Annotated in this window: 22 protein-coding genes; 20 read left to right on the top strand and 2 right to left on the bottom strand. The window is 54.0% G+C overall.

The genetic code is table 11. The features are described from left to right. Window positions 1-1033 precede the first annotated feature (1033 nt). The 5 genes from E0L37_RS18530 (at window position 1034) to E0L37_RS18510 (ending at window position 8313) form a co-directional block, all read left to right on the top strand. Entirely contained in the window at window positions 1034-2518 is a 1485-nt protein-coding gene (locus E0L37_RS18530) for a capsule assembly Wzi family protein (protein ID WP_133493140.1), read from the top strand. Window positions 2519-2536: 18 nt separating this feature from the next. Then, entirely contained in the window at window positions 2537-3670 is a 1134-nt protein-coding gene (locus E0L37_RS18525; protein WP_133493139.1) for a polysaccharide export protein, read from the top strand. Then, window positions 3670-4098, top strand: a complete 429-nt coding sequence (locus tag E0L37_RS18520) for a low molecular weight protein-tyrosine-phosphatase (protein WP_133493138.1) — start codon at window positions 3670-3672, stop codon at window positions 4096-4098. The genes E0L37_RS18525 and E0L37_RS18520 overlap by 1 nt, the downstream gene beginning before the upstream one ends. A 22-nt stretch (window positions 4099-4120) precedes the next feature. Further along, window positions 4121-6331 carry a polysaccharide biosynthesis tyrosine autokinase gene (locus E0L37_RS18515; RefSeq protein ID WP_133493137.1) on the top strand — a complete coding sequence of 737 codons (2211 nt, stop codon included), beginning with the start codon at window positions 4121-4123 and terminating at the stop codon, window positions 6329-6331. Window positions 6332-6540: 209 nt separating this feature from the next. Next, on the top strand, window positions 6541-8313 hold the full coding sequence (locus E0L37_RS18510) for an SLC13 family permease (RefSeq protein ID WP_133493136.1): 1773 nt from the start codon (window positions 6541-6543) through the stop codon (window positions 8311-8313). Window positions 8314-8427: 114 nt separating this feature from the next. Here the strand turns inward: E0L37_RS18510 and cysC are convergent, their stop codons facing one another. Next, window positions 8428-9045, bottom strand: coding sequence for an adenylyl-sulfate kinase (gene cysC, locus E0L37_RS18505; RefSeq protein ID WP_133493135.1), 618 nt, complete (start codon window positions 9043-9045; stop codon window positions 8428-8430). A 684-nt stretch (window positions 9046-9729) separates the two neighbouring features. Here cysC and rfaH point away from each other — a divergent pair. The 3 genes from rfaH (at window position 9730) to E0L37_RS18490 (ending at window position 10989) form a co-directional block, all read left to right on the top strand. After that, window positions 9730-10254, top strand: a complete 525-nt coding sequence (gene rfaH / locus E0L37_RS18500; RefSeq protein ID WP_166643097.1) for a transcription/translation regulatory transformer protein RfaH — start codon at window positions 9730-9732, stop codon at window positions 10252-10254. A gap of 197 nt (window positions 10255-10451) precedes the next feature. Further along, a complete protein-coding gene (locus tag E0L37_RS18495; protein ID WP_051015456.1) occupies window positions 10452-10736 on the top strand; it encodes a type II toxin-antitoxin system ParD family antitoxin in 285 nt (94 codons plus the stop codon). After that, a complete protein-coding gene (locus E0L37_RS18490; protein WP_316252608.1) occupies window positions 10687-10989 on the top strand; it encodes a type II toxin-antitoxin system RelE/ParE family toxin in 303 nt (100 codons plus the stop codon). The genes E0L37_RS18495 and E0L37_RS18490 overlap by 50 nt, the downstream gene beginning before the upstream one ends. On the opposite strand, the gene E0L37_RS21575 is transcribed toward E0L37_RS18490, so the two are convergent. Continuing rightward, the gene (locus tag E0L37_RS21575; RefSeq protein WP_166643093.1) at window positions 10906-11202 is read right to left on the bottom strand and encodes a hypothetical protein; all 297 of its coding nucleotides are present in this window, start codon (window positions 11200-11202) and stop codon (window positions 10906-10908) included. The two genes, E0L37_RS18490 and E0L37_RS21575, sit on opposite strands and share 84 nt — an antisense overlap. Before the next feature lie 226 nt (window positions 11203-11428). On the opposite strand from E0L37_RS21575, the gene E0L37_RS18485 reads away from it, so the two are divergent. The 12 genes from E0L37_RS18485 (at window position 11429) to E0L37_RS18430 (ending at window position 23950) form a co-directional block, all read left to right on the top strand. Next, a complete protein-coding gene (locus E0L37_RS18485) occupies window positions 11429-12868 on the top strand; it encodes an MBL fold metallo-hydrolase (RefSeq protein WP_133493133.1) in 1440 nt (479 codons plus the stop codon). Window positions 12869-13076: 208 nt separating this feature from the next. Beyond that, window positions 13077-13619: a type IV toxin-antitoxin system AbiEi family antitoxin gene (gene abiEi, locus E0L37_RS18480; RefSeq protein WP_133493132.1), complete on the top strand. Its 543-nt coding sequence runs from the start codon at window positions 13077-13079 to the stop codon at window positions 13617-13619. Next, window positions 13609-14517 (top strand): nucleotidyl transferase AbiEii/AbiGii toxin family protein, encoded by a 909-nt coding sequence (locus E0L37_RS18475; protein ID WP_097057891.1) that lies wholly within the window; start codon window positions 13609-13611, stop codon window positions 14515-14517. Before abiEi ends, E0L37_RS18475 begins: the two co-directional genes overlap by 11 nt. A gap of 385 nt (window positions 14518-14902) precedes the next feature. Next, window positions 14903-15205: a helix-turn-helix transcriptional regulator gene (locus E0L37_RS18470; RefSeq protein WP_133493131.1), complete on the top strand. Its 303-nt coding sequence runs from the start codon at window positions 14903-14905 to the stop codon at window positions 15203-15205. Between the two features lie 124 nt (window positions 15206-15329). Then, complete coding sequence (locus E0L37_RS18465; RefSeq protein WP_133493130.1) at window positions 15330-15509, top strand: hypothetical protein; 180 nt, start codon at window positions 15330-15332, stop codon at window positions 15507-15509. Further along, on the top strand, window positions 15506-16051 hold the full coding sequence (locus tag E0L37_RS18460) for a hypothetical protein (protein ID WP_205655648.1): 546 nt from the start codon (window positions 15506-15508) through the stop codon (window positions 16049-16051). Before E0L37_RS18465 ends, E0L37_RS18460 begins: the two co-directional genes overlap by 4 nt. A gap of 389 nt (window positions 16052-16440) precedes the next feature. After that, a complete protein-coding gene (gene wecB / locus E0L37_RS18455; RefSeq protein ID WP_133493128.1) occupies window positions 16441-17574 on the top strand; it encodes a non-hydrolyzing UDP-N-acetylglucosamine 2-epimerase in 1134 nt (377 codons plus the stop codon). 104 nt (window positions 17575-17678) lie between these two features. Beyond that, window positions 17679-18926, top strand: a complete 1248-nt coding sequence (gene wecC, locus E0L37_RS18450) for a UDP-N-acetyl-D-mannosamine dehydrogenase (RefSeq protein WP_133493127.1) — start codon at window positions 17679-17681, stop codon at window positions 18924-18926. Window positions 18927-18941: 15 nt separating this feature from the next. Beyond that, entirely contained in the window at window positions 18942-20252 is a 1311-nt protein-coding gene (locus tag E0L37_RS18445; protein WP_133493126.1) for a polysaccharide biosynthesis C-terminal domain-containing protein, read from the top strand. Then, a complete protein-coding gene (locus tag E0L37_RS18440) occupies window positions 20249-21409 on the top strand; it encodes a polysaccharide pyruvyl transferase family protein (RefSeq protein ID WP_133493125.1) in 1161 nt (386 codons plus the stop codon). The genes E0L37_RS18445 and E0L37_RS18440 overlap by 4 nt, the downstream gene beginning before the upstream one ends. A 5-nt stretch (window positions 21410-21414) precedes the next feature. Further along, window positions 21415-22539 carry a glycosyltransferase family 4 protein gene (locus E0L37_RS18435; protein ID WP_133493124.1) on the top strand — a complete coding sequence of 375 codons (1125 nt, stop codon included), beginning with the start codon at window positions 21415-21417 and terminating at the stop codon, window positions 22537-22539. 4 nt (window positions 22540-22543) lie between these two features. After that, on the top strand, window positions 22544-23950 hold the full coding sequence (locus E0L37_RS18430) for a hypothetical protein (protein ID WP_133493123.1): 1407 nt from the start codon (window positions 22544-22546) through the stop codon (window positions 23948-23950). Window positions 23951-24020 lie beyond the last annotated feature (70 nt).

Below are 24020 nucleotides of genomic sequence, written 5' to 3'. Positions count from 1 at the left end.
AAGCCGCTGTGGGAAGCTTGCTTGCAAGCGAATGGGTCAACGCCGGAGGCCGTATTCGCCAGCAAGCTGGTCTCGCACGGAGTGTGCTCCGAAGCCGCCGTGGGAAGCTTGCTTGCAAGCGAATGGGCCAACGCCGGAGGCCGTATTCGCCAGCAAGCTGGTCTCGCACGGAGTGTGTTACGAAGCCGCTGTGGGAAGCTTGCTTGCAAGCGAATGGGGCAACGCCGGAGGACGGAATTCGCCAGCAAGCTGGTCTCCCACGGAGTGTGCTCCGAAGCCGCCGTGGGAAGCTTGCTTGCAAGCGAATGGGTCAACGCCGGAGGCCGTATTCGCCAGCAAGCTGGTCTCCCACGGAGTGTGTCACGAAGCCGCTGTGGGAAGCTTGCTTGCAAGCGAATGGGTCAACGCCGGAGGCCGTATTCGCCAGCAAGCTGGTCTCGCACGGAGTGTGCTCCGAAGCCGCCGTGGGAAGCTTGCTTGCAAGCGAATGGGCCAACGCCGGAGGCCGTATTCGCCAGCAAGCTGGTCTCCCACGGAGTGTGTCACGAAGCCGCCGTGGGAAGCTTGCTTGCAAGCGAATGGGTCAACGCCGGAGGGCCAAATTCGCCAGCAAGCCAGCTCCCACGGGGTGAGCGGTTAATGCTCTGTAACAATTCCGTATCAAAAGACTGAATGGATGCGCCAAAGTGCCCCGGGCTCTTGCGCTGGCGCCCGCCCGCCGGTACCGTCCTGGCTTGCCGGCCCCGGGGGGCGGTCATAAACCGGTAACAGAGAGTCCTGAGCCTGTTGCTCTGAAGCGCAGGGAGCAGGACCCCATGCCGATTTCTGTCGAACGGAACACGGCGCGCCGGGGTTTGCGATGGCGAAATGAGCAGGGCCTCGGGCCGGGCAGGATCGGAGAATCGCTGCTGGCATAGCCATCCGGTGGTAAAGTCGATGTAAAATGCCGCCTGCCGCCGTATTCACGACGTAACGGCCGGGTCATAATCCCGCTCCGGAAGGAGTGTCACAACGGGTTGGAAAAGGATCCCCAGTGGTTGATTGGGCTAAGTGGTTAAAAGGCAGCGCCATCGTCGCGCTGGCCGGATGGGTGTCCGGGGTGCACGCCGCGCCCTGGGTGGAAACCGGTGATTTGCGAGCCAGGCACCATGTGGAAGCGCTGTCCGCCATGGGCTGCTTCAAGGGCCTGACCCTGACCTGGCCCCTGAACTGGTCGGCGATTGCCGTGGGTATGTCCGGCATGCCGGAAGAGTGCGGGAGTTCCGATCACGCCGCCTACTTGCGCGCCGCCATGGATCAGGCCAAGGGCCAGACCCGCACCGCCACACTGACACTCGGCGGCGCCAACCAGGAACCGTTGTTTTCCCATTTCGGCTCCCAACCCATGGGTGAAGCCGATGCCCGCATGGCCGTCAGCTACACCGGCCGGCGCTGGGCCGCCAACATCGAAGCCCAATACATCGACAACGACCGAGATGAGAGTGAAGTGCGCGCCGACGGCAGCTACGTGGCCGGCCGCTTCGGTAATTGGCAACTGGGCGTCGGCGCCATCGACCGTTGGTGGGGTCCGGGCTGGCACAGTTCCCTGGCCTGGTCGTCCAATGCCCGCCCGGTGGCGGGCTTCTGGGTCAGCCGCCAAACCCCGTACGCACCCCAGTCCCGATGGCTCAACTGGATTGGCCCCTGGGATCTGCAAATGTTCGGTGGGCAACTGGAGCAGGACCGTACCATCCCTGATGCCAAACTGCTGGGGGGGCGCCTGACTCTGCGTCCGGCCTCCTTCCTGCAAATCGGCTTCACCCGATTGTTCCAATGGGGTGGAGAGGGCGGCTCCGAAAGCTGGGATTCTTTGGGGGATGCCATCATCGGCAAGGACAACGGGCAGCAGGATCAAGACCCCAGTAACCAGATTGCTGGCTTTGATTTCCGTGCAAACTTTCCGCTGTTCGGCGTACCCACCAGTTTCTATGGCCAGGCCATGGGCGAGGACGAGGCCGGCTATCTGCCGTCCAAATACGCCACCCAGTTCGGCTTCGACTTCCTCACCCATATGGGTAAGGGCAGTCAGCGCTTCTTTATTGAAGGCGCCAACACCGTGGCCGGCGATCTGTTCGGCAATGCCCGTGAAGGCGTGATGTACGAACATTCAAGATATACCAGCGGCTTCCGATATTATGGACGCAATCTGGCCAGCACCTGGGAAAGCGACGCCAAAGTGGCGACCCTGGGGATGCAGCAGTTTTTCCGCGGCGGCGTGGTGTTCACCGCGGCCTTCAGCAGCGCCACCCTCAATGTGGATGGTGGCAAACGGGCCCAGGTGCACCCGGACGGTGCTGAAATCCTCCAGGCCGTGGAGGAGCAGGATGTGCTCCTCGGTGAGCTGCGTCTGGAACACGATTTTCTCGGGGGGCGGCTCACCTGGGCTTTGGCCGCCACCGACGATCCGGTGGAAACCTTCGCTGGCGAGAGCGAACGGTTGACCGCCATGGCGCAATGGCGCCGTACTTTTGACTGGTAACAGGACTTTCCGGTGACTATGACGACAACTATCAAGTCCCTGCCGATCTTTGCCCTGCTGGGAGTGCTGGGCGGTTGTGCCTTCGCGCCGGGCGCGCACATTTCCAATGCGCCGGGCTGGTTCAGCGAAGACGACGGCGTGGAAGCCGAGGCGCTGCCCGACGTGGTGGAAATACATCAAATCAGCACCGCCATCCTGCGGCGGACAGGACAGGAAGGGCCCCTGATGCCCCCGGAAGAACTGCTGCGGGAGCCGGAAGACTATGACTACCAGGTCGGTCCGGGCGACGTTTTGCAGATCACCATCTGGGATCACCCGGAGCTGACCATCCCCGCCGGTTCCATGCGCAGTCCCTCCGAAGCCGGCAACTGGGTGCACAACGACGGCACCATCTTTTACCCCTATGTGGGCAAGATTCAGGTCAATGGTCTGAAGGTGACGGAAATTCGTGATCTGATTGCCGACCGCATTTCCGAGTACATCGAGGACCCCCAGGTGGACGTGGCGGTGGCGGCGTTCCGCAGCCAGAAAGTCTATGTCACTGGTGAAGTGAAACAGCCGGGGGCTTACCCCATTACCAACGTGCCCATGCGTCTGCTGGACGCGGTGAACGCCGCCGGCGGCCTGGGGGAGAACGCGGACTGGACCGATGTGGATCTGAGCCGGAACGGTCAGGATTACCGGCTCAGCCTGCGCGCGGTATACCAGCAGGGCAACCCGGCCCATAACGTGCTGATGCGCCCCGGCGATGTGGTGCATGTGGCCCGCAACGAAGATAACAAGGTGTTCGTGCTGGGTGAGGTGAAGGAACCAAAACCGGTACCCATGACCCGCAATGGGCTGACCCTGGCGGAAGCCCTGTCCACCGTGGGCGGCTTCAATCAGCAGAGCGCGGACGCCTCAGGCGTCTTCGTGGTGCGTCGTGCTCAGCCCGGAGCCGAGCATCTGGTTGACGTCTACCAATTGAACGCCAAGGATGCGACGGCCCTGGTGATGGCGGACGCATTCAATCTGCAATCCCGCGATATTGTCTATATTACGGCGGCGCCGGTGGCCCGTTGGAATCGGGTGATCCAGAACATCATGCCAACCGTTCAAATGATTTACTACGGGGCCTTGGCCGAAGACCGGCTGAGGGATCGGGACGACTGATGTTTGAGAACATCCTGGTCGTTTGTGACGGCAATATTTGCCGCAGCCCCACTGTGGCGGCCTTACTGCAAGAGCTGAAACCGGAGAAATCGGTCAGCTCGGCTGGCTTGGTGGGCCTTGAAGGGCACGATATGGACCCGTTGGCCCGGGACGTGGCCCGGGCCAACGGCTTGGAATGCGGCGAGCACAGCGGCCGCAAGCTGACCAGCGCTCTGTGTCGTGACACCGACCTGATTCTGGTGATGGAGACCCGTCAGCGGGATCGCATTATCAGCCAGTTTCCGGAGGCCAGCGGCAAGACCTTTCTGCTGAGCCATTGGAACGGCGGTCACGATATTCCCGACCCTTTCCGCCGCGGGCGGGAAGTGTTCGAACGCATCTACCCCATGCTGCGGCAGGCCACCGAGGCCTGGGCCGGCAAACTTTGATCAAAAGGAACGATCTTTCCCTATGAGCAGCCCGCAAACCAATAATTCCGGCCGCCTCAACGTGATCAACGACGAAATCGACCTGCGCCGCCTGTGGGGCCTGTTAATGGACGCCCGCTGGCTGGTCATCGGCACCACGGTGTTGGCGTTACTGTTGGGGCTGGCCTACGGTTTCGTCGCTACCCCCATCTATAAAGCGGACGGCCTGCTGCAGGTGGAACCGAAAACCGGCAGCATGGCCAGCATCGGCGATTTGAACGAGCTGTTGAGCCAGGAGTCCTCCTCCGAAGCCGAGATCCAGTTGATCCGTTCCCGTATGGTGCTTGGTCAGGTGGTGGATCAGTTGCACATGGACATTGGTCTGGCGCCGGACCGGCTGCCGTTGATCGGTGCTTTTAGCGCACCGGAGCCAGCACCGGAAGGGACCCAGGTGCCGCTGTTCGCCGGTTTCCGGGACAGCCAAACCTACGTCACCGTGAACCACTTCAATGTGCCGGACCGCTTGCTGGACGAGCCCTTCACCTTGAAGTCCGAGGACGGCCAGCCGGCGCTTTATTATGATGAAGAATTAGTGGCCAAGGGCCCAGCGGATCAACCTCTGCGCAGCGAGGACGGCGGCATCCATCTGGAGCTGGGCGAATGGCAGCCCGGTAACGAAGAGCTCCTTCTGATCAAATACTCCAAGCTCACGGTGGTCAATGGGATTCGCGCTAATCTGGGCGTGAGCGAGGTGGGCAAGCAAACCGGCATCATCAATATGAGCTACACCGGTACCAATAAAGCTCGCATCCGGGCCGTGCTCAACGCCATCGCCGATAACTATGTGCTGCAGAATATTCAGCGCACCGCCGAGGAGGCGGAAAAGAGCCTGGAATTCCTGGACCAGCAGCTGCCGGAAATCAAGAGCACGCTGACCAGCGCGGAAGAAAAGCTCAACGCTTACCGCCTCAAGAGCGAGTCCGTGGACCTGAGCCTGGAAACCCAGTCCGTGCTGGAGCGGCTGGTGGCCATCGAAGCCAAGCTCAACGAACTGAAAATCAAGGAAAGCGAAGTCTCCGCCCGTTTTACCCGTGAACACCCAGCTTACCGGACCCTGCTGCAGCAGCGCCGTTCCCTGGAAAACGAAAAGGCGGAAATCAACAAACAAATTAATCAACTGCCGGAAACCCAACAGGAAATTCTGCGGCTGATGCGCGACGTGGAGGTCAACCAGGAAATCTATGTGGCGCTGCTGAACAAGGTGCAGGAGCTGCGCATCATGCGGGCCAGTACCGTGGGTAATGTGCGTGTTATCGACAATGCCTTGGTGCAACCAGAGCCGGTGAAGCCCAAAAAAGGCCTGATAGCCGCTCTGGCTGGTGTGCTGGGCTTGATGATGTCGGTGGGCTATGTACTGATCCGTGCCGCCTTCAATCGCGGTGTGGAAACTCCGGATCAATTGGAAGAGCAGGGTATTTCGGTTTACGCGGCGGTGCCGTTGTCCGAGCATCAGCAGAAACTGGACCGGGTGATGGCGGCGTTGCGCCGTCGTAAAAAGGGTAAACACGAGCCGATTTCCCTGCTGGCGGAAAAGGATCCGGGCGATCTGGCCATCGAGGCGCTGCGCAGCCTGCGCACCAGCCTGCATTTCGCCATGATGGAAGCGGACAACAAGGTACTGATGATCTCCGGCCCCAGCCCGGGGGTGGGCAAGTCCTTTGTCACCGCCAACCTGGCGGCGGTGCTGGCACAGGTGGGGCAGCGCGTGGTGGTGGTGGACGCCGATATGCGCAAGGGGCACCTGCACCGTTATTTCGAGAACGACGGGCAGACCGGGCTGTCGTCGTTCCTGTCCGGCCAGGCGGATCTGGATCAGGTGCTGGTACAGACCAAAGAGGAAAACCTGTCCTTCATTTCCCGTGGCCAGATTCCACCGAATCCGGCGGAACTGCTGATGCACAAACGCTTCGGCGAGCTGATGGACAAGCTCTCCGAGCAATTCGATCTGGTGCTGGTGGATACGCCGCCGATCCTGGCGGTAACCGACGCCGCCATCGTCGGTCAGATGGCTGGCACCAGCCTGATCGTGGCCCGCTACGGCCAGAACTCGGTGAAGGAAATCGACGTCACCGTCAATCGCTTCGAGCAGAACAAGGTCACCATCAAGGGGGCCATCCTCAACTGTATCGAACGCCGCGCTTCCAACGAGTACGGTTATTACAGCTACTATAAGTACAGTAGCGATAAGAGCTGAGGCTCTTTCCGTGGGAGCTGGCTTGCTAGCGAATGTTTTTATTCATACGTAAGGGCAATTCGCTAGCAAGCTCGCTCCCACAGCAAAGCCACACTCAGATCCAAACGCTATATCCCCATAGCCAATCAATCATTGAATGGAATATGCGAGCCAGTACCATGGATGGCTTAACGGTAATCCGCTACCTGACCACGGGTGCTCCCTGACCAATGACTCCGGAAATCCTGTTCACACTGCTGATTGTTCTGGGTGTACTGATTGCCCTGGCCAGTAACCGGGTACCGGCGGAAGTGACCATGATGGGGGCCATGGTGATTGCCCTGGTCACCGGCATCATCACCCCGCGGCAGGCCCTGGCCGGGTTCGCCAACCCGGGGTTGATGACCGTCGGTGTGCTGTACATCGTGGCCGCCGCGCTACGGGATACCGGCGCCATCTACTGGGTGGCCCATAAGCTGCTCGGCCAGCCCAAAACCGCCTTCGGCAGCCAGCTGCGTCTGATCGCGCCCACTGCCTTGCTCAGTGCTTTCCTTAACAACACCACGGTGGTGGCGATGATGATCCCGGCGGTGCAGGAATGGGCTCAGCGTCTGCGTTTGTCCGCCTCCAAGCTGCTGATGCCGCTCAGCTACGCCGCCATTCTCGGTGGCACCTGCACCCTGATCGGCACCAGCACCAACCTGGTGGTGGACGGCCTGGTGCAGCAAAAAGGGCTGCCCGGCTTTCATATTTTTGATCTCACCTGGGTGGGCTTGCCGCTGCTGGTGATCGGCTCGGTGTTTCTGTTGTTGTTCGGGCGGCGCTTGCTGCCCAGCCGGGAAGGGCTGGTGGAACAACTGAAGAACGCCCGCGAATACCACGTGGAAATGCGCATCCCCGAGGGCAGCCCGTTGCATAACAAGACCATCCAGGAAGCCGGCCTGCGCAATCTCACCCACGGTTATCTCACCGAGATCCAGCGCGACGGCCATCTCTATACCGCGGTGGGCCCGGACATGCAGCTGCAGACCGGTGATCAATTGGCGTTCATTGGCGCCCCGGAGACCGCACGGGAATTACAACGTATCAATGGCCTGGTGCCGGCCCATGGCGCGGTGCACAAACTGAACCTCAACACCCATCAGCGTTGTCTGGTGGAAGTGGTGATCGGCCCCGAATTCCCCGGCGTTAACCAGACCGTCAAGGACGCGGCGTTCCGTACCCGCTACCAGGCCGCCATTCTCAGCATCAGCCGCCATGGCTTGCGCCTGCCCGGCAAAGTGGGGGAAAGGGTGCTCAAGGTGGGTGACACGCTGTTGCTGGATACCGGCGAGAGCTTTGTCGAGCAGTACCGTTACCGTCGCGACTTCATGCTGGTCAGTCCGCTGCGGGATTCCACGCCGCCGGATTTCCGCAAGGCGCCGCTGGCCACCGGTATTCTAGGGCTGATGATTCTGATGAACGTGCTGGGTTGGTTCTCGGTACTGGAAGCGGCGTTTCTGGCCGCCGGTCTGCTGCTGATGACCCGCTGTGTCACCGTCAACCGCGCCCGTATGAATGTGAGTGTGAACCTGCCGGTGCTGGTGGTGATTGGAGCGTCCTTTGCCCTGGGCACGGCGCTGGAAGAGAGCGGGGCGGCGGGCTGGATCGTGGACGGCCTGTTCCGCGCCCATATCACCTCGCCGTGGATGGCGTTGGTGTTGATCTATGTGATCACGGCGCTATTCACCGAGCTGATCACCAATAACGCCGCCGCGGTGCTGGTGTTTCCGCTGGCGTTGGGGGTGGCGGAGCAGTTGGGGGTGAGCCCGACGCCGTTCATCGTCGCGGTGATGTTTGCTGCCTCGGCGAGCTTCATGACGCCGCTGGGTTATCAGACCAACTTGATGGTGATGGGCCCCGGTGGCTATCGCTTCACTGATTACCTGCGCATCGGTGTGCCCATGAGCCTGCTGGCGGGGGCGGTATCCATCACACTGATCCCGCTGGTCTGGCCGTTCTGAATTCTGTCGAAACAATATTCGCGAGCAAGCTCGCTTCCCACAGCGGCTCCGTAGTCATGCTTGTTGTGTGAGACAAACTACGGAGCCGCTGTGGGAGCGGGCTTGCCAGCGAATTTAAACCCCAATCCCTTCAATCAACTGCTTCACGCAGGCTTCAATATCATTCTCGGCGGTGTTGATTACCACCTCGGGTTTCTCCGGTGCCTCATACGGACTGTCGATACCGGTGAATTCTTTGATGATGCCCTGGCGCGCTTTCTGGTACAGCCCTTTCGGGTCACGCTTCTCGCATTCTTCCAGCGGCGCGTCCACGAACACCTCCACGAACTCGCCGTCCTCGAACAGCTCGCGGGCGGCATCGCGGTCGGCGCGGAACGGGCTGATGAACGCGGTCACCACCACCAGGCCGGCGTCCACCATCAGCTTGGCCACTTCGGAGACACGGCGGATATTCTCGGTGCGGTCCTCGTCGCTCATGCCCAGGTTCTTGTTCAGGCCATGGCGCACATTGTCCCCGTCCAGCAGATAGGTGTGCTTGCCTTGCTGAGTCAGAGCCACTTCCAGAGCGTTGGCCAGAGTGGATTTGCCGGAACCGGACAAGCCGGTCAGCCAGATGCACTTGGGGGTCTGGCCCTTGGCCTTGGCCCGATCGGCCTTGGTCAGATGGGATTGGTGCCAGATCACCTCGGCCTTGGCGTCGTGCTCGCGCTTCTGATAAGGGCTGTCGCTCATTGAATCCTCCGTTGCTGATGAATGCCGGCTGGCAGCCGGTATGGTAGGGCTTTGGCTGGGGGCTTCAATATCTATTGGTTCTTTACTTAAGCATTCGCTGGCAAGCTCGCTCCCACAGCGGCTTCGTGGATCGCCGTGGGAGCGAGCTTGCTGACGAATGTATACCGCGCCCCCTCGCATAATAATCACGGAAATAATAAAAAAGCATTGTCATTTTCTTTTTATTAATTCTTTAGGGTTAGATAAAAGAGCACGATCGTCCAACCCAACCCCTTGAAGCGGCAACACTTTTAGCGAAAACGTCGTTGTCAGGAAAGGGTCAAGAAAGACTACTAAAATAGCCCTCCGACAATAATATTGTGAACGAATCCGGGTGCCGGTAGTATCGTGCCCCTGGCGGGCTAAACGTGATGAAACCTGGTGCGGTGTTAGCAGCGGCGGAGTGTTACAGAGCTGTAAAAACTTCACAAACCGGTATCCGCTCAATATCCAGGGTCAGGGGGATCCCAGTACAGTGCGGAGCGGCTGGCGCGATTGGAATGGTCGTGGGCCAGGCCGAGTAGTTCGTAATCAGTGAAGACGTAAGGATGCGATCGGCATGAGCAGGCAAGCAATTTGGGACGCCCGGCGACAGCCATGGGCCGCCACGCCATGCCGGCCCGCCTCCAGAGGCCACGGCTAATTATGTTGGACCCCAGCTCATCCGCCATGAACACCGCCGCCAGTCAGAATGCCTGGTATGTGGTGCAGTGCCGCGCCAACCAGAACTACCGGGCCCGGGAAAACCTGGAAAACCAGGGTTTCACCTGCTTTCTCCCGGAACTCTCCGTGGAACGCCTGCGCGCCGGACGTCGTATCCAGCGTGAGGAACCGTTGTTCCCCGGCTATTTGTTCATCCGTCTTGATCGCGCCGGTGGCTGGCACACGGTGCGCTCCACTCGTGGGGTGCAAAAATTGGTCACCTTCGGCAACCAGCCGGTGCCGGTGCCCGACCAGGTGGTGGAAGAACTGCAAACCCGTACCGAAAGTCAGCACCAGGAGCAGGCCTTTGCTCCTGGCGACACCCTGCGCATTGAAAATGGTCCGTTCAAGGATCTGGAAGCGGTATTCCAGCGCTTTGATGGCCAGGAAAGAGTCATTGTTTTGATGGGCATGCTGCACAAGCAGCACCAGTTAACCCTGTCCATCAAGGACGTGAGCGGCCATTAGACCATCCCCCAAATGGGGGATGGTCAACCGGATCGGCGGCCATACAATGCAACCGGGCCAACACTGCCCACCCGTTCTCAGGGAACCGACGGTAAACCCTGTGGCGGTAGCGTGCCTGGAGAGGGTGAATAGCAGCTTCACGGCATACCCAAATTCGCGCTATATTCATAACTGCTCAATATGAATAGGAGTCAGCCATGGCTACGACAAGTTTGACCTTGGGCTCCCATTGGGAGCGCTTTGTTAAAGAAGAGGTCGCTAGCGGTCGGTACGGATCCGTCAGTGAAGTGATCCGGGACGGGTTACGTACTCTGGAAATGCGCCAGACAAAATTGGCGACTTTGCGCGCTCATCTCTTGGAAGGCGAAGCGCAGGCGGCTCGTGGTGAATACGTTGACAACTTCAGCATGGATGAGCTGATCAGGGATCAGGATGATGCCAAACAGCACTCGATATCGGGTAACACTCCGGGCCAGGGATGACCTCATTGCTATTGCCCGATATACAGCAGCCAATTGGGGCCGGGCGCAGCGCGACATATACATGCGGAACATGGAGCAACGTTTCGTGTGGCTTGCGGAAAATCCGGCGCGGGGGCGTCATCGACAGGATATCAAGAAGGGCTACCACTGTTATCCTCAAGGGAGCCACTTAATCTTCTATGTAATCAATGAGTGGGGAATCGACATCATCGGCATTCCCCATAAACGCATGGATATAGAAGAGCACTTCTAACATTTCCTGCTGGCCCTCTACATCGCCGCTGTGGGAAGCTTGCTCGCAAGCGAACAGACTGCTGCGATAAGCCAGCCGAACGCTGTATTCGCGGCCAAGCGGAGCGCCGCCCGGGCCGCTTCCCACAGCGGCTTCGAAGCCCCCTGTGGGAAGCTTGCTCGCAAGCGAACAGACTGCTGCGATAAGCCAGCCGAACGCTGTATTCGCGGCCAAGGCCGCTTCCCACAGCGGCTTCGAAGCCCCCTGTGGGAAGCTTGCTCGCAAGCGAACAGACTGCTGCGATAAGCCAGCCGAACGCTGTATTCGCGGCCAAGGCCGCTTCCCACAGCCGCTTCGAAGCCCCCTGTGGGAAGCTTGCTCGCAAGCGAATCCGTTCTGCCCAACAGGGGGAACGGATAAAAAACAAAAAAAGAAACACCAAGGAAGGGGGGGAACCACAATGCACCAACCGAACACCCAGTGGCCGGAAATCCGCCACCACGGCGCCGTTGACGGCGTCACCGGATCCGCCCACGAACTGCGCCTGGACCACCAGCACAGCCTGCTGGTGGACTGCGGGCTGTTCCAAGGCCGCGACCAGGGCCCCGGTGGCGCCAACGCCGACGACCTGGCCATCGACTTCCCGGTGGCTCAGGTCAAGGCCCTGGTGATCACCCACGTGCACATAGATCACGTGGGCCGAATACCCTGGCTGCTGGCGGCGGGCTTCAAGGGCCCGATCCTCTGCAGCCAACCCTCGGCGAAGCTGCTGCCCATCGTCTTGGAGGACGCCTTCAAACTGGGCTTCAGCCGCCGGCCGGACGACATAGACCGCTACCTGCGAGTGATCAAACGGCGCCTGGTGCCGCTGCCTTACGACCAATGGCATAGCGCCCTGGACGCCGGCCACGGCCAGATACGAATAAGGCTGCGACGAGCCGGCCACATCCTCGGCTCCGCTTATGTGGAATGCGACGTCAAAGGGCCACCGGGCCGCCACCGGGTGGTGTTCTCCGGGGACCTGGGCGCACCGCGCGCGCCCCTGCTGCCGGCGCCCAAGCCGCCCCATGGCTGCGACACCCTGGTGATTGAAAGCACCTACGGGGATCGCAACCATGAGAACAGAAAGGAACGCCAGCAGCGGCTGCAACGGGTACTGGCCCGCGCCCTGCAGGATCAGGGCACCGTCCTGATTCCGGCCTTCAGCATCGGCCGCACCCAGGAACTGCTGTACGAACTGGAGGACATTCTCCACCGCAACAAACAGAGCAGGGTGCACAAAACCCTGCCTTGGAGCGAACTGCCGGTGATCCTGGATTCCCCGCTGGCCAGCCGCTTCACCAGGGCCTACCGGGCATTGAGACCCTACTGGGAACAGGAGGCGATCAAGCGGATCACCAAAGGCCGCAAGCCCCTGGGCTTTAAACAACTGCTCACGGTGGACGACCACGACGCCCACCTGAGAATGGTCCGCCACCTGGCGGACAGCGCCCGCCCCGCCGTGGTGATCTCCGGCAGCGGCATGTGCACCGGCGGCCGCATCGTCAACTACCTGAAGGCGATGCTGCACGACCCCAGGCATAACGTGCTGTTCGTGGGCTATCAGGGCAAAGGCACACCAGGGCGGCAAATACAGAGGCAAGGGCAGGGCGGTACCGTCACGCTGGACGGCGATACCCACACCATCCAGGTTGGCATCGATAGCCTGGGCGGCTACTCCGCCCACGCCGACCAGCAAGGGTTGATACGGTTCGTCACCGGCATGCGGAAAGCCCCAAGCGCCATCCGCGTCGTGCACGGTGACGACGATGCCAAACGGCACCTGCAAGGTGAGCTGAAGCGCTTGCTCCCCCAATGCCGCATTGTATGCCCCTGTGGGAACCAGCTTGCTGGCGAATAAGCTTTCGGTCCCGTGGAACACCTCCTTGGTACTCCCACGCAACGCCGACAAAGCCCCTGTGGGAAGATTGCCGGGCGGCGCTCCGCTCGCAAGCGAACAGGCTGACTGTAGGAGCGGTCCACGGACCGCGATAAGACAACATTAAAGTGCTCATATTCTTGAGAAGGTATACACTTAACCCCCAATAAAGGGGTGTAAATGTATACCTATGACCCGAGATGAACTGCAGAAAACGCTCAGTGAATGGGACAAACGTGGCCGGTATGTCTTCTCCCGCCACGACATGCGACGCCTGTTTCCCAATGAATCGGAAAAGTCATTGGAAAAGAGTCTGGCGCGCATGGTAGAGCGTGGCTTGCTGCAGCGCGCCGCCCGAGGGGTATATCTGAACCCCTACGCCGGCAGCCAGGACGGCTACGCCATCGAGCATATCGCCAAGGCACTGCGTCCCGGTGAGTACAACTACGTGAGTCTCGAATCTGCCCTGAGCGAATACGGCGTGATTTCGCAGATCCCCATCGACCGGCTCACCGTGATGACCACCGGCCGCAAGGGCACCTACCGGACCCGTCACGGCACCATCGAGTTCACTCATACCAAGAGAGGGCTCGACGAGATATTAAAGAGCATGGTGCCGGTACCGGGGCGGCCATTGCGCATCGCCACGCTAGCCGCCGCCCGCCGGGACTTGCGCCGTGTAGGCCGCAATTGCCATCTGATGGAACAGGAAGAGGCCGGTGATGGCCAGTAAGGATTTCGAGGCGCTGGTCACCCGGGCCATGGCGGTGCCGGGCCGGACCCACATGCGCCCGGTGGTGGAAAAGGAGCTGTTGCATTACGACATCCTGTTCGCCTTGGACCGGCAGGGCCTTCTCGACCGGTTGACGTTTCAGGGCGGGACCAGTCTGCGGCTTTGTCACGGTGCCCCCAGGTTCTCGGAAGACCTGGATTTCGTCGCCGGCACGGAGTTCGGTGATCCGGAACTTCAGGACATCAAAGTCTGCCTGGAACAGTATCTGGGCGAGCGTTATGGGCTCCAGGTGTGGGTCAAAGAGCCCCTGTCAGGTGACGATACCCGGCCGGGCGTACAGGTCCGGCGCTGGCAGGTCAGTATTCGTACCGCTCCGGAGCGGCCGGATCTGCCACACCAGCGGATCAAATTGGAGGTGGTCAATGTGCCCGCCCATACCCGGGTACTCATGCCGCTGCGCCACAACTACGATTTTCTGCCCGATGGCTATGACGAAACCCTGGTCGGTGTGGAGACCCTGGACGAAGTGTTCGTGGACAAGCTGATCGCCTATCCGGCAACGGCGCACCCCCGCTACCGCGACATCTGGGACTTGCAATGGCTGGCCCAGAGGGAAGCTAAAATGGACGAAGCCGTACTGCGCGCCAAAATCGATGATTATGGGCTTGAGGATTATCCCGGCAAGCTGGAACAGGCCATCAAGGAACTGCCGGGACGTATCCAAAGCCAGGCTTTCATGGATACACTGAGCCGTTTTCTGCCCGAGGATACCCTGGATCGGACCCTCAAAAGAGCAGGGTTCCTGGACTATCTGACCAGCGCCGTCGGCGGCCATTTGCAAACCGCCCTAAAGGCGTTGCGAGCGGGCTCCGCGCCTGAACCACCGTTCAACATGTAAATATGCTGTCCGTGGCAGCGCCTGCAACGCAAACCAAGCCGCCTGCTCCCCCAGCCCTGCTGGCGAACCCGCCCTCTACATCGCCGCTTCCCACAGCGGCTTCGAAGCCCCCCTGTGGGAAGCTTGCTCGCAAGCGAACAGACTGCTGCGATAAGCCAGCCGAACGCCGTATTCGCGGCCAAGGCCGCTTCCCACAGCGGCTTCGAAGCCCCCCTGTGGGAAGCTTGCTCGCAAGCGAACAGACTGCTGCGATAAGCCAGCCGAACGCCGTATTCGCGGCCAAGGCCGCTTCCCACAGCCGCTTCAAGTCCCCCTGTGGGAAGCTTGCTCGCAAGCGAATGGCTTTAATGGCCAGCTCCGTAGGCTTAGGTCGCTTGGATGTAATGTGAATATATGCTACAAAAAAAGTAAATTAATCGAATTTGAGGCATATATTCACATGACATTGCAAGAACTTGGCACCCAGCTTGCCGGGTTACGCAAGGCAAACGGCCATAGCCAACAACAAGTGGCCGCCATGAGCGGGGTGGATCGCACCGCGATTTCCCGCTTTGAATCCGGCCGGATCACGGAACTGGGCTTCAGCAAAGTGGAGCGGCTATTCGCGCTATATGGGATGGAACTGGCGCCAAGGCCCCGTAAAACGCCGACGCTGGACGATCTGGTGAGGGAGCGTGAGGGGAGGTAGGTGGTGAGGAACAGAGGGAATCCCCACCTCCACATCAGCGTAGCTGATGGTTAGCGTAAGGGCGCGTGGCAGCCGTCCTGAAATTTGTTAGAATATCCTCGGCCACCACTGATAGGAGGTGCCTATGGCTACTGCTTCATTTGATAAAAGCTTCGTAGTCAAAGACAAGCAATCCATTGACCAAATTCATCAGGATATGGCGAACCCCCGCCATATCAAGGTCAAGAAGCGTGACTACACGGCGGAAAGCAAGCGGGGGATAGAACTATTAAAACAACGATTATCCGACTCGGAGACTTGTTGACGGAGCTTGGTGAGGCCGCGGTCACCAAGCTTCTCAGCACCTTTGCTTGCAACCGCAACGCTGACGTCGAAAATTTTCTCAAGCACCCTGGTAAAGCCATCCGTTTCGAGCAAACAGACAACGCCAGAACTTACCTGATTCTAGATGCCGACAATGGCGATATCCTTGCTTACTTTTCCGTGTCATTTAAAGAGTTGGTACTGGAAGGGGCCAAAATCAGTAAAAACAAGGTTCGTCAGTTGGATGGTATTTCAAAGCATGCCGAACGAATCCGGGCTTTTCTGATTGGGCAAATTGGTAAGAACTCAGCCATTGCTGACAACCCGCTATCACTAGCCTCCATTCTTGACGAAATTTACGCGGTGGTCTCCGAGGCCAGAGCGCTTGTTGGTGGCCGCATCATTATTCTGGAATGTGAAGACTGCCAAGAACTGATTGACCTGTATAAACGCCATGGCTTTACCCTCATCGACATAGAAGGGAACAGCGGAACTTTGCTGCGAACGATGTACACCCATGTGACGGAACACAGAAAGGTCTGAAAACCGGACGCCCTCCATGTGCCTGAATTGAAAGACGCCTCCCCGCGCTTTCCGGATGTGGCACCCGCCATGATAAAAGCCTGGGAGGAAGCAGTGAATGAAATCGCGGCATGGGCATAGGCCCTGCTCCCACAATGCCGCATTTTATGCCCCTGTGGGAGCCAGCCTGCTGGCGAATAAGCCTATGCCGAACGCCGTATTCGCGGCCAAGGCCGCTTCCCACAGCCGCTTCGAGCCCCCCTGTGGGAAGCTTGCTTGCAAGCGAATAGGCTTACTGTAGGAGCCAGCCCCGCTGGCGAACCGGGGGCTCCCCAAGCCCCCAAGCTACATGAATCACCTGGCCCCATCACCGGGACCCGCAACTCAGAAATACGGGAAATAAAACCCCAATGACCGAACAGAAACGCATCCTCAGCATCTTCGGCACCCGTCCGGAAGCCATCAAAATGGCCCCGGTGGTTAAACAACTGGACGCTGACCCGCGCTTTGACAGCCGTCTCTGCGTCACCGCCCAGCACCGGGAAATGCTGGATCAAGTTCTGAATCTGTTCGAACTGACCCCGGACCACGATTTGAACATCATGGCGCCAGGCCAGGATCTGTATGACATCACCTCCCGAATCCTTCTGGGGTTGCGGGATATCCTCAAGGAAGAAAAGCCCGATATGGTCCTGGTGCACGGCGACACCACCACCACTTTGGCTGCCTCGCTGGCCGCGTTCTACCAGCAAATTCCCATTGGCCACGTTGAGGCAGGGTTGCGCACCGGCAACTTGATGTCCCCCTGGCCGGAAGAGGCCAACCGCAAACTCACGGGTAATCTGGCCCGGCTGCACTTCGCGCCTACCAACACGGCCCGGGATGCCCTGCTGGCGGAAGGCGTCAGTGAAGATATCATCAAGGTTACCGGGAATACCGTTATTGATGCCTTGCTATGGGTGAAGGAACGAATCGAAAGCGACACCGGATTACGAGCGGACCTGAAGGGCCAACTCCCTTACGGTACGGATCGGCCTTTGGTTCTGATCACCGGCCACCGCCGTGAGAGCTTCGGTGGTGGTTTTGAGCGCATCTGCCAGGCCATCGCCAAACTGGCCGGAGAACACCCGGACAAGGAATTTGTATACCCAGTGCATTTGAATCCTAACGTTCAGGAGCCGGTAAATCGCTTGCTAAAAGGCCACGGCAATGTCCACTTGATCCCACCGCAGGATTACCTGCCTTTTGTCTGGCTGATGATGAACGCGCGGCTGATTCTCACTGACTCTGGCGGCATCCAGGAAGAGGCGCCCTCATTAGGCAAGCCCGTTCTGGTAATGAGGGACACGACCGAACGCCCGGACGCGGTATCCGCGGGGACTGTCAAGCTGGTTGGTACGCAAAGTGAGAACATCTTCAACGAAGCGCACCGTCTGCTCACCGACGTAGACGCTTGGCAAACCATGAGCCGGGCCCATAACCCCTACGGCGACGGCACTACCGCCGCTCAAATAGCGGATCACATCAATCAGTCGTCTCTCTAACTATTTTGAATGTAAGAACGGTCCTCTTCATATAGAAAGGGCCACAATTCTCCGGCTTACAACAACCTCATTTACGAACTCTGCTCTAGGACAAGGAACACCGTATGAACTTCGACACTATCTGTGTAGTCGGCCTCGGCTATATCGGACTCCCCACCGCCACCATGTTCGCCTCTCGCCGCAAAAAAGTGATAGGAGTGGACGTTAATCAACATGCGGTGGACACGATCAACCGTGGTGAGATCCATATTGTGGAGCCAGAGCTGGATATTGCGGTTCATGCGGCGGTGAAAGAAGGTTATCTACGCGCAACTACTCGTCCCGAACCCGCGGATGCTTTTCTTGTGGCTGTGCCGACTCCGTTCAAAAAGGGCGCTGACGCGGGTAACATCCCGACACCGGACCTCAGCTATATTCAGGCCGCCGCGGATTCTATTGCTCCTGTTTTGAAAAAGGGGGACCTGGTTATTCTCGAATCAACGTCCCCGGTTGGTGCTACCGAACAAATGGCTGCCTGGCTGGCCGAAGCCCGCAGTGACCTGAGCTTCCCACAGCACTCAGGTGAAGAGTCTGATATCCGCGTCGCTCACTGTCCGGAGCGTGTACTGCCTGGAAGAGTGATGTATGAATTAATAGAGAATGACCGAATCATTGGTGGAATGACCGCGAGATGTAGCCAAGCTTCAGCGAAGCTGTACAAAACCTTCGTGCGGGGCGACTGCATAACTACAAATGTTCGAACTGCGGAGATGGCAAAGCTAACTGAAAATGCTTTTAGAGATGTCAATATTGCTTTCGCGAATGAGCTATCGATGATTTGTGATGAATTCGAAATAGATGTGTGGGAGCTTATAAAATTGGCAAATCGACACCCTAGGGTTAATATTTTACAGCCAGGGGCAGGAGTTGGTGGACACTGTATAGCTATCGATCCATGGTTTATTGTGAATGCGGCTCCTAAAATAAGTGAAATGATTCATACGGCTAGAAGGGTGAACGATAATAAGCCGTGGTGGGTAACTGACAAGATAAACAAAAAAATTAAAGATGACTTCAAAGAGTGCAAGAGAATTGTATGTATGGGGATATCTTTTAAAAAAGACATTGACGATATGAGAGAAAGCCCAGCGTTGGAAGTGGTTCAAAATCTTAAAGCAAAGCACAGCAGTAAAGTCTATGTTGTTGAGCCAAACATAGATAAAATAAAGATAAAAGGTTTGGGTTTGGATCCGATAGACATTGATGACATTAATGTAAATGAAGATTTTGTTGTTGTTTTAGTTGATCATACGGCGTTTAACCAATGGCTTTCTAAGGAAAAGCCAAAATATCTATTGAATTTTCGAGGCTAATTTAAAGGAACTGATTTGATCTCCACTAGAGTTATTCGATCTGGGGGTGGGTCCATTGCTATTAAATTAGCTGGAGCGGCACTCTCTTTTATTTCAACCGCCTTCCTATCGAGATCTTTAAGTGTTCAAGAGTTCGGGTTTTATTCAGTGGTTGTATCGACTATTACTTTTATTCTGATACCAACACAACTGGGGCTCCCAGTTTTAGTCATAAGGGAAGCTGCATCGGCCAAAGTAAATAACAATTACGAAAGAATCCATCACTTAATAATCTTCTGCCAAAGGATATTAATTCTTTTGGCTGCACTGCTTCTCTTGGCTTCATGTTTTGCTGCACTCTTTGATAAAAAAATAACTAGCTGGTTGGGGCAGCAGGATGTAATTATTATAATAATGGCTATTCTTGGAATGTCGTGGCTATCTATCGCCTCTGCTCAAATTAGGGGATATTCATATGTCTTGATAGGTCAGCTGCCGGATGTGGTTTTCCGTCCCTTATTTTTTGTTCTTATATGGGCGGGTGCCCTTGTTGTTTTGGATCAGCTTACCTACCACATTGCCTTCTTTGTTCTATTCCTCTCCTCGGCACTTTCATGCCTTTTGGCTAGAATAATGTTGGGTATGATTTCAAAAAGAAATAAGAATAGAGATAGACCTAAAAGACCGCGGGGGGGGTGGTGGCCTTATATTATGCCTCTTGCGATTCTTTCTGGTGCACAGGTCATTAATGGCCAGATAGATATAGTAATGATTGGATTATTTAGGCCTATAGAAGAGGTGGCAAATTATCGCATTTCGGTTCAGATGGCTGTTATGATTAGCTTCGGTCTACATGCCCTTACTGCAATGTCAGCCCCAATAATTACGACACTTTATAAAGAAGCAAACTTCTACGGCCTAAGAAAGTATGTTTTCCAGATTTCAATTATGAACCTAAGTATATCATTACCAATATTTATTATTTTTGTTGTTTGGGGGGAAAGCCTGATAGTCTCTTTTTTCGGAGGGGGGTATTCGGAGGCATTTACGCCTTTAGTGATCCTTGCCTTATCGCAATTGATCCATACAACTATAGGGCCAGTAACTACCTTAATGAATATGCTTGGTAATGAAAAGTGGTCAATGAAGGTTATTGTTTTTTCTTCAGTTTTAAATGTTGTATTAAATCTGGTGCTGGTGCCGCACTATGGCATGATAGGAGCAGCTATTTCTACAGCTGTTTCATTATCTCTTGCCAATGTGGCTCTTTGGGCTATGTTGAAAAAAATTAATGGGATTGATGCATCTATATTCTCAGCGATCGAATTAGGAAAGAGAAAGTCGTGAACGTACTGATAATTTGCGAACACTATAGTCCTAATCTTGGAGATCAACTTATATCCAAAGCGATGAGTGAGCTTTTTGGTAAGAGTTGTAACGTGATTAAGTTCGATTTATCCTTAAGAAGCGAAGATACTGAACATTCATTTGGCTTTTCATCTAAAACAGCCATCAGCAAAATTATAACCTCTTTGTTAAAAAGAGATTATTTGAGTCCATATATAGGGCATCTTATATGGGCGTGGAGATCAAAAAAGAACTATTACGCCAGCCTTGAAAAAAAAATAATTAAGTGTGACTTTGTGGTTATCGGTGGAGGCCAGATTATAACTGAGCATTTTTTTAGCTTTTCTCAAAAAATGAAAGTTATAAACGATTTATGTTTGAAGCATGGTCGCCCGTATGCAATTTTCTCATGTGGGGTTGGGGATAAATTTACGCATTGGGGGAGGTATATATATAAAAGGCTTTTTGAAAAGGCAAGTTATGTTTCCTTGAGGGACCCTATATCATTAGAAAGAGCACGTCGTTTTTTTAATATAAAAAGGAAAATAGAAATTGTTCCAGATAGTGCTTTTGGGTTGGGTCTTAAAAAAGAAGAGAAAAGTGGGTGTAATATTGGAATTGTAGTTCAGTGTAGGGAAGAGTTTAATGCGAAATTAGAGAAGAGCCAAAGGGTCACGCATGAAGAGTTCACAAATTTTTATGTGTGCTATATTGCCCATATGAGAGATGTCTTCAATGAGCAGAGTTTTTCTATATTTACTAATGGTGCACCTGCCGATCGTTTGGAGGCGAGAAATGTTTGGCTGGCAGCTAAGAAAAAATACCCAAACCTCGATATTGATTTATCAGAACCAGAAAACCTAGATCAACTAATTAACTTGTATATGTCTTGCAAAGCAGTCCTTTGTTCAAGAATGCATGCTGGAATTTTGTCTTATATACTAAATGTCCCCTTTGCTCAATTAGTGTGGGACAAAAAAATACGGGGTGTGTGGAAACAGCTTCGCTTAGACGGGGAATTAAATGACGCTCAAGTTATAAAAGAAAATAATAGTTTCAAAGATATCTCATATATACATCCAGAATGTTTAGAAGAAGAGAGGCGCTTATTACAGATTTCCTCGAAAAAATGTCTAAGCCTTATGAGGGATAGATAAAAGAGATGAAAATTCTTTTTCTTATGTCCCAATATCAGCTTCTTGGTGGAGCTGAGCGTCTACAGGTTGAACTTGCAGAAGAACTTGCTAGACAAGGAAAAAAGGTTGAAATTTTATCACTCTATAATCTAAAAGAGCATGCACAAGGGGGGCAGATTGATAGGGCGAAAAAGGCAGGAGTTAGATTTGAGTGCTTGAACTACACTCCTAACCCTGGCTGGATAAAATCTTTATCTATGATTTTTAAGTTGCGGAAAAAAATAAAAAATAATTACTATGAGGTGATAGAAACATCTTCCTTTTCAGTAAACTTGGTCTTGCTGATAGCGACTTTTTTCCTAAAGCAAAGAATTATTAATGGTGTTCATCAAGTATATATAAAGTCTGAACATAACTCCTTAAAACACAAAATATGGAAGGGTATGATTTCTATAAGGAAATCCATGAAGCATTACTGCGTTTCATATTTTGTAAAGAGTGCATGGGTGCGATTTATCGAAAAAGAAAGTGATGTTTGGGTTCTGTATAATTCTGTCAGCGATATAGAGGAAAAGCAAGAAATAATACCTTATTTTGGAAATAAGCCAGTCGCATTATATGTTGGCCGTATTGCTGAATATAAAGGTTTAAATTTTTTGTTTGATGCGTTAACGCCATTATTAGTGAATAATGAAATTAATTTGGTTTTCGTAGGCCATATAGATGAGTCTATAAGTGGCACAGCTCAGATGCTATCTTCCTTAAGAGAAAAAATAATCTCGTATGGCCTAGATGAAAAAGTTCAATTTTTAGGAAGAAGAACTGATATATACTCATTGATGCGTTCCGCTTCAGTTCTTGTTCATCCAACTAGAACAGAAGGGTTTGGCTTGGCCTTAGTTGAAGCCCTAAAGGTCGGCCTCCCTATTGTTTCCACAAATGTAGATGCTATTCCGGAAATATTGTCCGACACCAAATCGGTAATTGTAGACTATGGGAATCATTCTGCCTTTGCTGGGGGCGTAAGAAGTGTGTTGAATTTTTCGGAAAATGAATTGATGGATGTTAAGAGGAAAGGAAAAAAAAGGGCCCATATTTTCAGCATAGAAAATAGAGCGAAAGGATTCATAAAGCTGATTAATGAGGGCTGAAGGCATGGGTGAACTTTCTTTTCTGCCCCGTAATGAAAATTACAAGAAAAAATACCTTGCAGCTGGGCTAGGCATATTAATCCAAGTATGTTCTGTTTCTGTTCTTTCTTTCTTTGATAATGACATATCTACATTATATTCTTGGGTTGTTTTGTTTTGGGGAATGGCGGTTCTGATTCTGACTCTAAATATTGTTGTTCCTGGTATTCTTGTTAACTACATTAGATTTGGAGCTTTGCTACTTTTAGCGGCAGTTATTATTCGAATTTATGTTGATATCAACTTTCAAAAGTACCAAACAACGCCTGACGCGATACACTTTTATTCAATGATATCATCGGATAATGCGAAAAGGTCGCTGTTCGAAATTAGCTCGCTGTCCGTTGGAAGTCTCGCTATAAAAATATGGAGTATAGGGGGGTGGATCGTGGAATCAATAGGCTTGAATTTAAGCCCATCTCTCCCTATTATCATGAATTGTGCTGTTATGTCACTTTCGCTTTCACTACTTTTTTTTGTAAGTGATAATTTGAAACTGGATCGTAGAGTTTCCTTCTTTATTTTTTCATCTCTGTTTTTTGTTATTTATCTTTTCTCATCATTGATATTGAGAGGGGGGTTTGTGTTCATGGCCTCCAGTTTAGTGGTTGTTGGTGTCCACTGTTATTTCTTTTACGAAAAACAAAAGAGCTGGATTTTTCTGGTTGGATTGTTTTCTGTGGCAGCTTATTTTGCCTTCTATCTTCGCCCTCCGTTGATTTTTATCTATACTTATTTAGTCGCGTCAACAATTCTTTTTAGTTTAAGGCCAGGGCTCACATATGCAAAGGTTATATACTTCTTTCTATCTTTCTTATTGTTAGCATTTCTATCTTTCCATTTTTCTGTTTTCGAAAACGTTTCACAGGTAAGTGGTAGGTATCATGATGCATATACAGAGCTAGGTTCGAAATCTTCACAAATGGGCTCCCTCGGTAATGCTTTGCTTTTTCAACAACCAATTCTTATTCGAATTATTGTTGGGTCATTTACACTACTTTCGCCTATTCCTTTTTGGGCTAACCTAAAAATGGGGATAGAAGAATACCATCTGATAAGAGGAATCACTTCTTTATTCTTCATGATTACGTTTCCTTACTTTGTAAGGGGTGGATTGGGGTCTCTCAGGGAAGGAGGGGTTAATGGCCGGTTTTATCTCGTTGTGGCCTCAGCTTTTTTACTAGGGCTAATTTCGGTGTCTGCTACTTCTTTAGAACTAAGGCACCTCTTGCAATTTTCGCCATTTTATCTGGTTTGTGTTTTTATGTCTTTTTCAAGGCCGGATTTCGGGCGAAAATGGGTTTTTAAAATTTGGTATTTATCTGTTTTTTTTGCTCATCTTATGTGGCTCTTTCTTGTTTTCTATCGTTAATTGGATTCTTGCGATGAGGGTGCATTGTGTGTATAGAGTACATAAAAAGTGACTTATTTAGATATGCAGG

Source organism: Alcanivorax sp. 24, from assembly GCF_004360225.1.
GTDB classification, from domain to species: domain Bacteria; phylum Pseudomonadota; class Gammaproteobacteria; order Pseudomonadales; family Alcanivoracaceae; genus Alloalcanivorax; species Alloalcanivorax xiamenensis.
Note: the sequence above shows the minus strand (reverse complement) of the source record. Positions and strands in the feature narration are given on the sequence as shown.

Bases quoted from the DNA above. Each gene is read 5' to 3' on its own strand.
- E0L37_RS18495 (WP_051015456.1), top strand. From the start codon at position 10,452: ATGGCTACGACAAGTTTGACCTTGGGCTCCCATTGGGAGCGCTTTGTT.
- wecB (WP_133493128.1), top strand. From the start codon at position 16,441: ATGACCGAACAGAAACGCATCCTCAGCATCTTCGGCACCCGTCCGGAA.
- abiEi (WP_133493132.1), top strand. From the start codon at position 13,077: ATGACCCGAGATGAACTGCAGAAAACGCTCAGTGAATGGGACAAACGT.
- E0L37_RS18465 (WP_133493130.1), top strand. From the start codon at position 15,330: ATGGCTACTGCTTCATTTGATAAAAGCTTCGTAGTCAAAGACAAGCAA.
- E0L37_RS18515 (WP_133493137.1), top strand. From the start codon at position 4,121: ATGAGCAGCCCGCAAACCAATAATTCCGGCCGCCTCAACGTGATCAAC.
- E0L37_RS18525 (WP_133493139.1), top strand. From the start codon at position 2,537: ATGACGACAACTATCAAGTCCCTGCCGATCTTTGCCCTGCTGGGAGTG.
- rfaH (WP_166643097.1), top strand. From the start codon at position 9,730: ATGTTGGACCCCAGCTCATCCGCCATGAACACCGCCGCCAGTCAGAAT.
- E0L37_RS18510 (WP_133493136.1), top strand. From the start codon at position 6,541: ATGACTCCGGAAATCCTGTTCACACTGCTGATTGTTCTGGGTGTACTG.
- E0L37_RS18435 (WP_133493124.1), top strand. From the start codon at position 21,415: ATGAAAATTCTTTTTCTTATGTCCCAATATCAGCTTCTTGGTGGAGCT.
- E0L37_RS18520 (WP_133493138.1), top strand. From the start codon at position 3,670: ATGTTTGAGAACATCCTGGTCGTTTGTGACGGCAATATTTGCCGCAGC.
- E0L37_RS18475 (WP_097057891.1), top strand. From the start codon at position 13,609: ATGGCCAGTAAGGATTTCGAGGCGCTGGTCACCCGGGCCATGGCGGTG.
- E0L37_RS18490 (WP_316252608.1), top strand. From the start codon at position 10,687: ATGATGCCAAACAGCACTCGATATCGGGTAACACTCCGGGCCAGGGAT.
- E0L37_RS18430 (WP_133493123.1), top strand. From the start codon at position 22,544: ATGGGTGAACTTTCTTTTCTGCCCCGTAATGAAAATTACAAGAAAAAA.
- E0L37_RS18485 (WP_133493133.1), top strand. From the start codon at position 11,429: ATGCACCAACCGAACACCCAGTGGCCGGAAATCCGCCACCACGGCGCC.
- cysC (WP_133493135.1), bottom strand. From the start codon at position 9,045: ATGAGCGACAGCCCTTATCAGAAGCGCGAGCACGACGCCAAGGCCGAG.
- wecC (WP_133493127.1), top strand. From the start codon at position 17,679: ATGAACTTCGACACTATCTGTGTAGTCGGCCTCGGCTATATCGGACTC.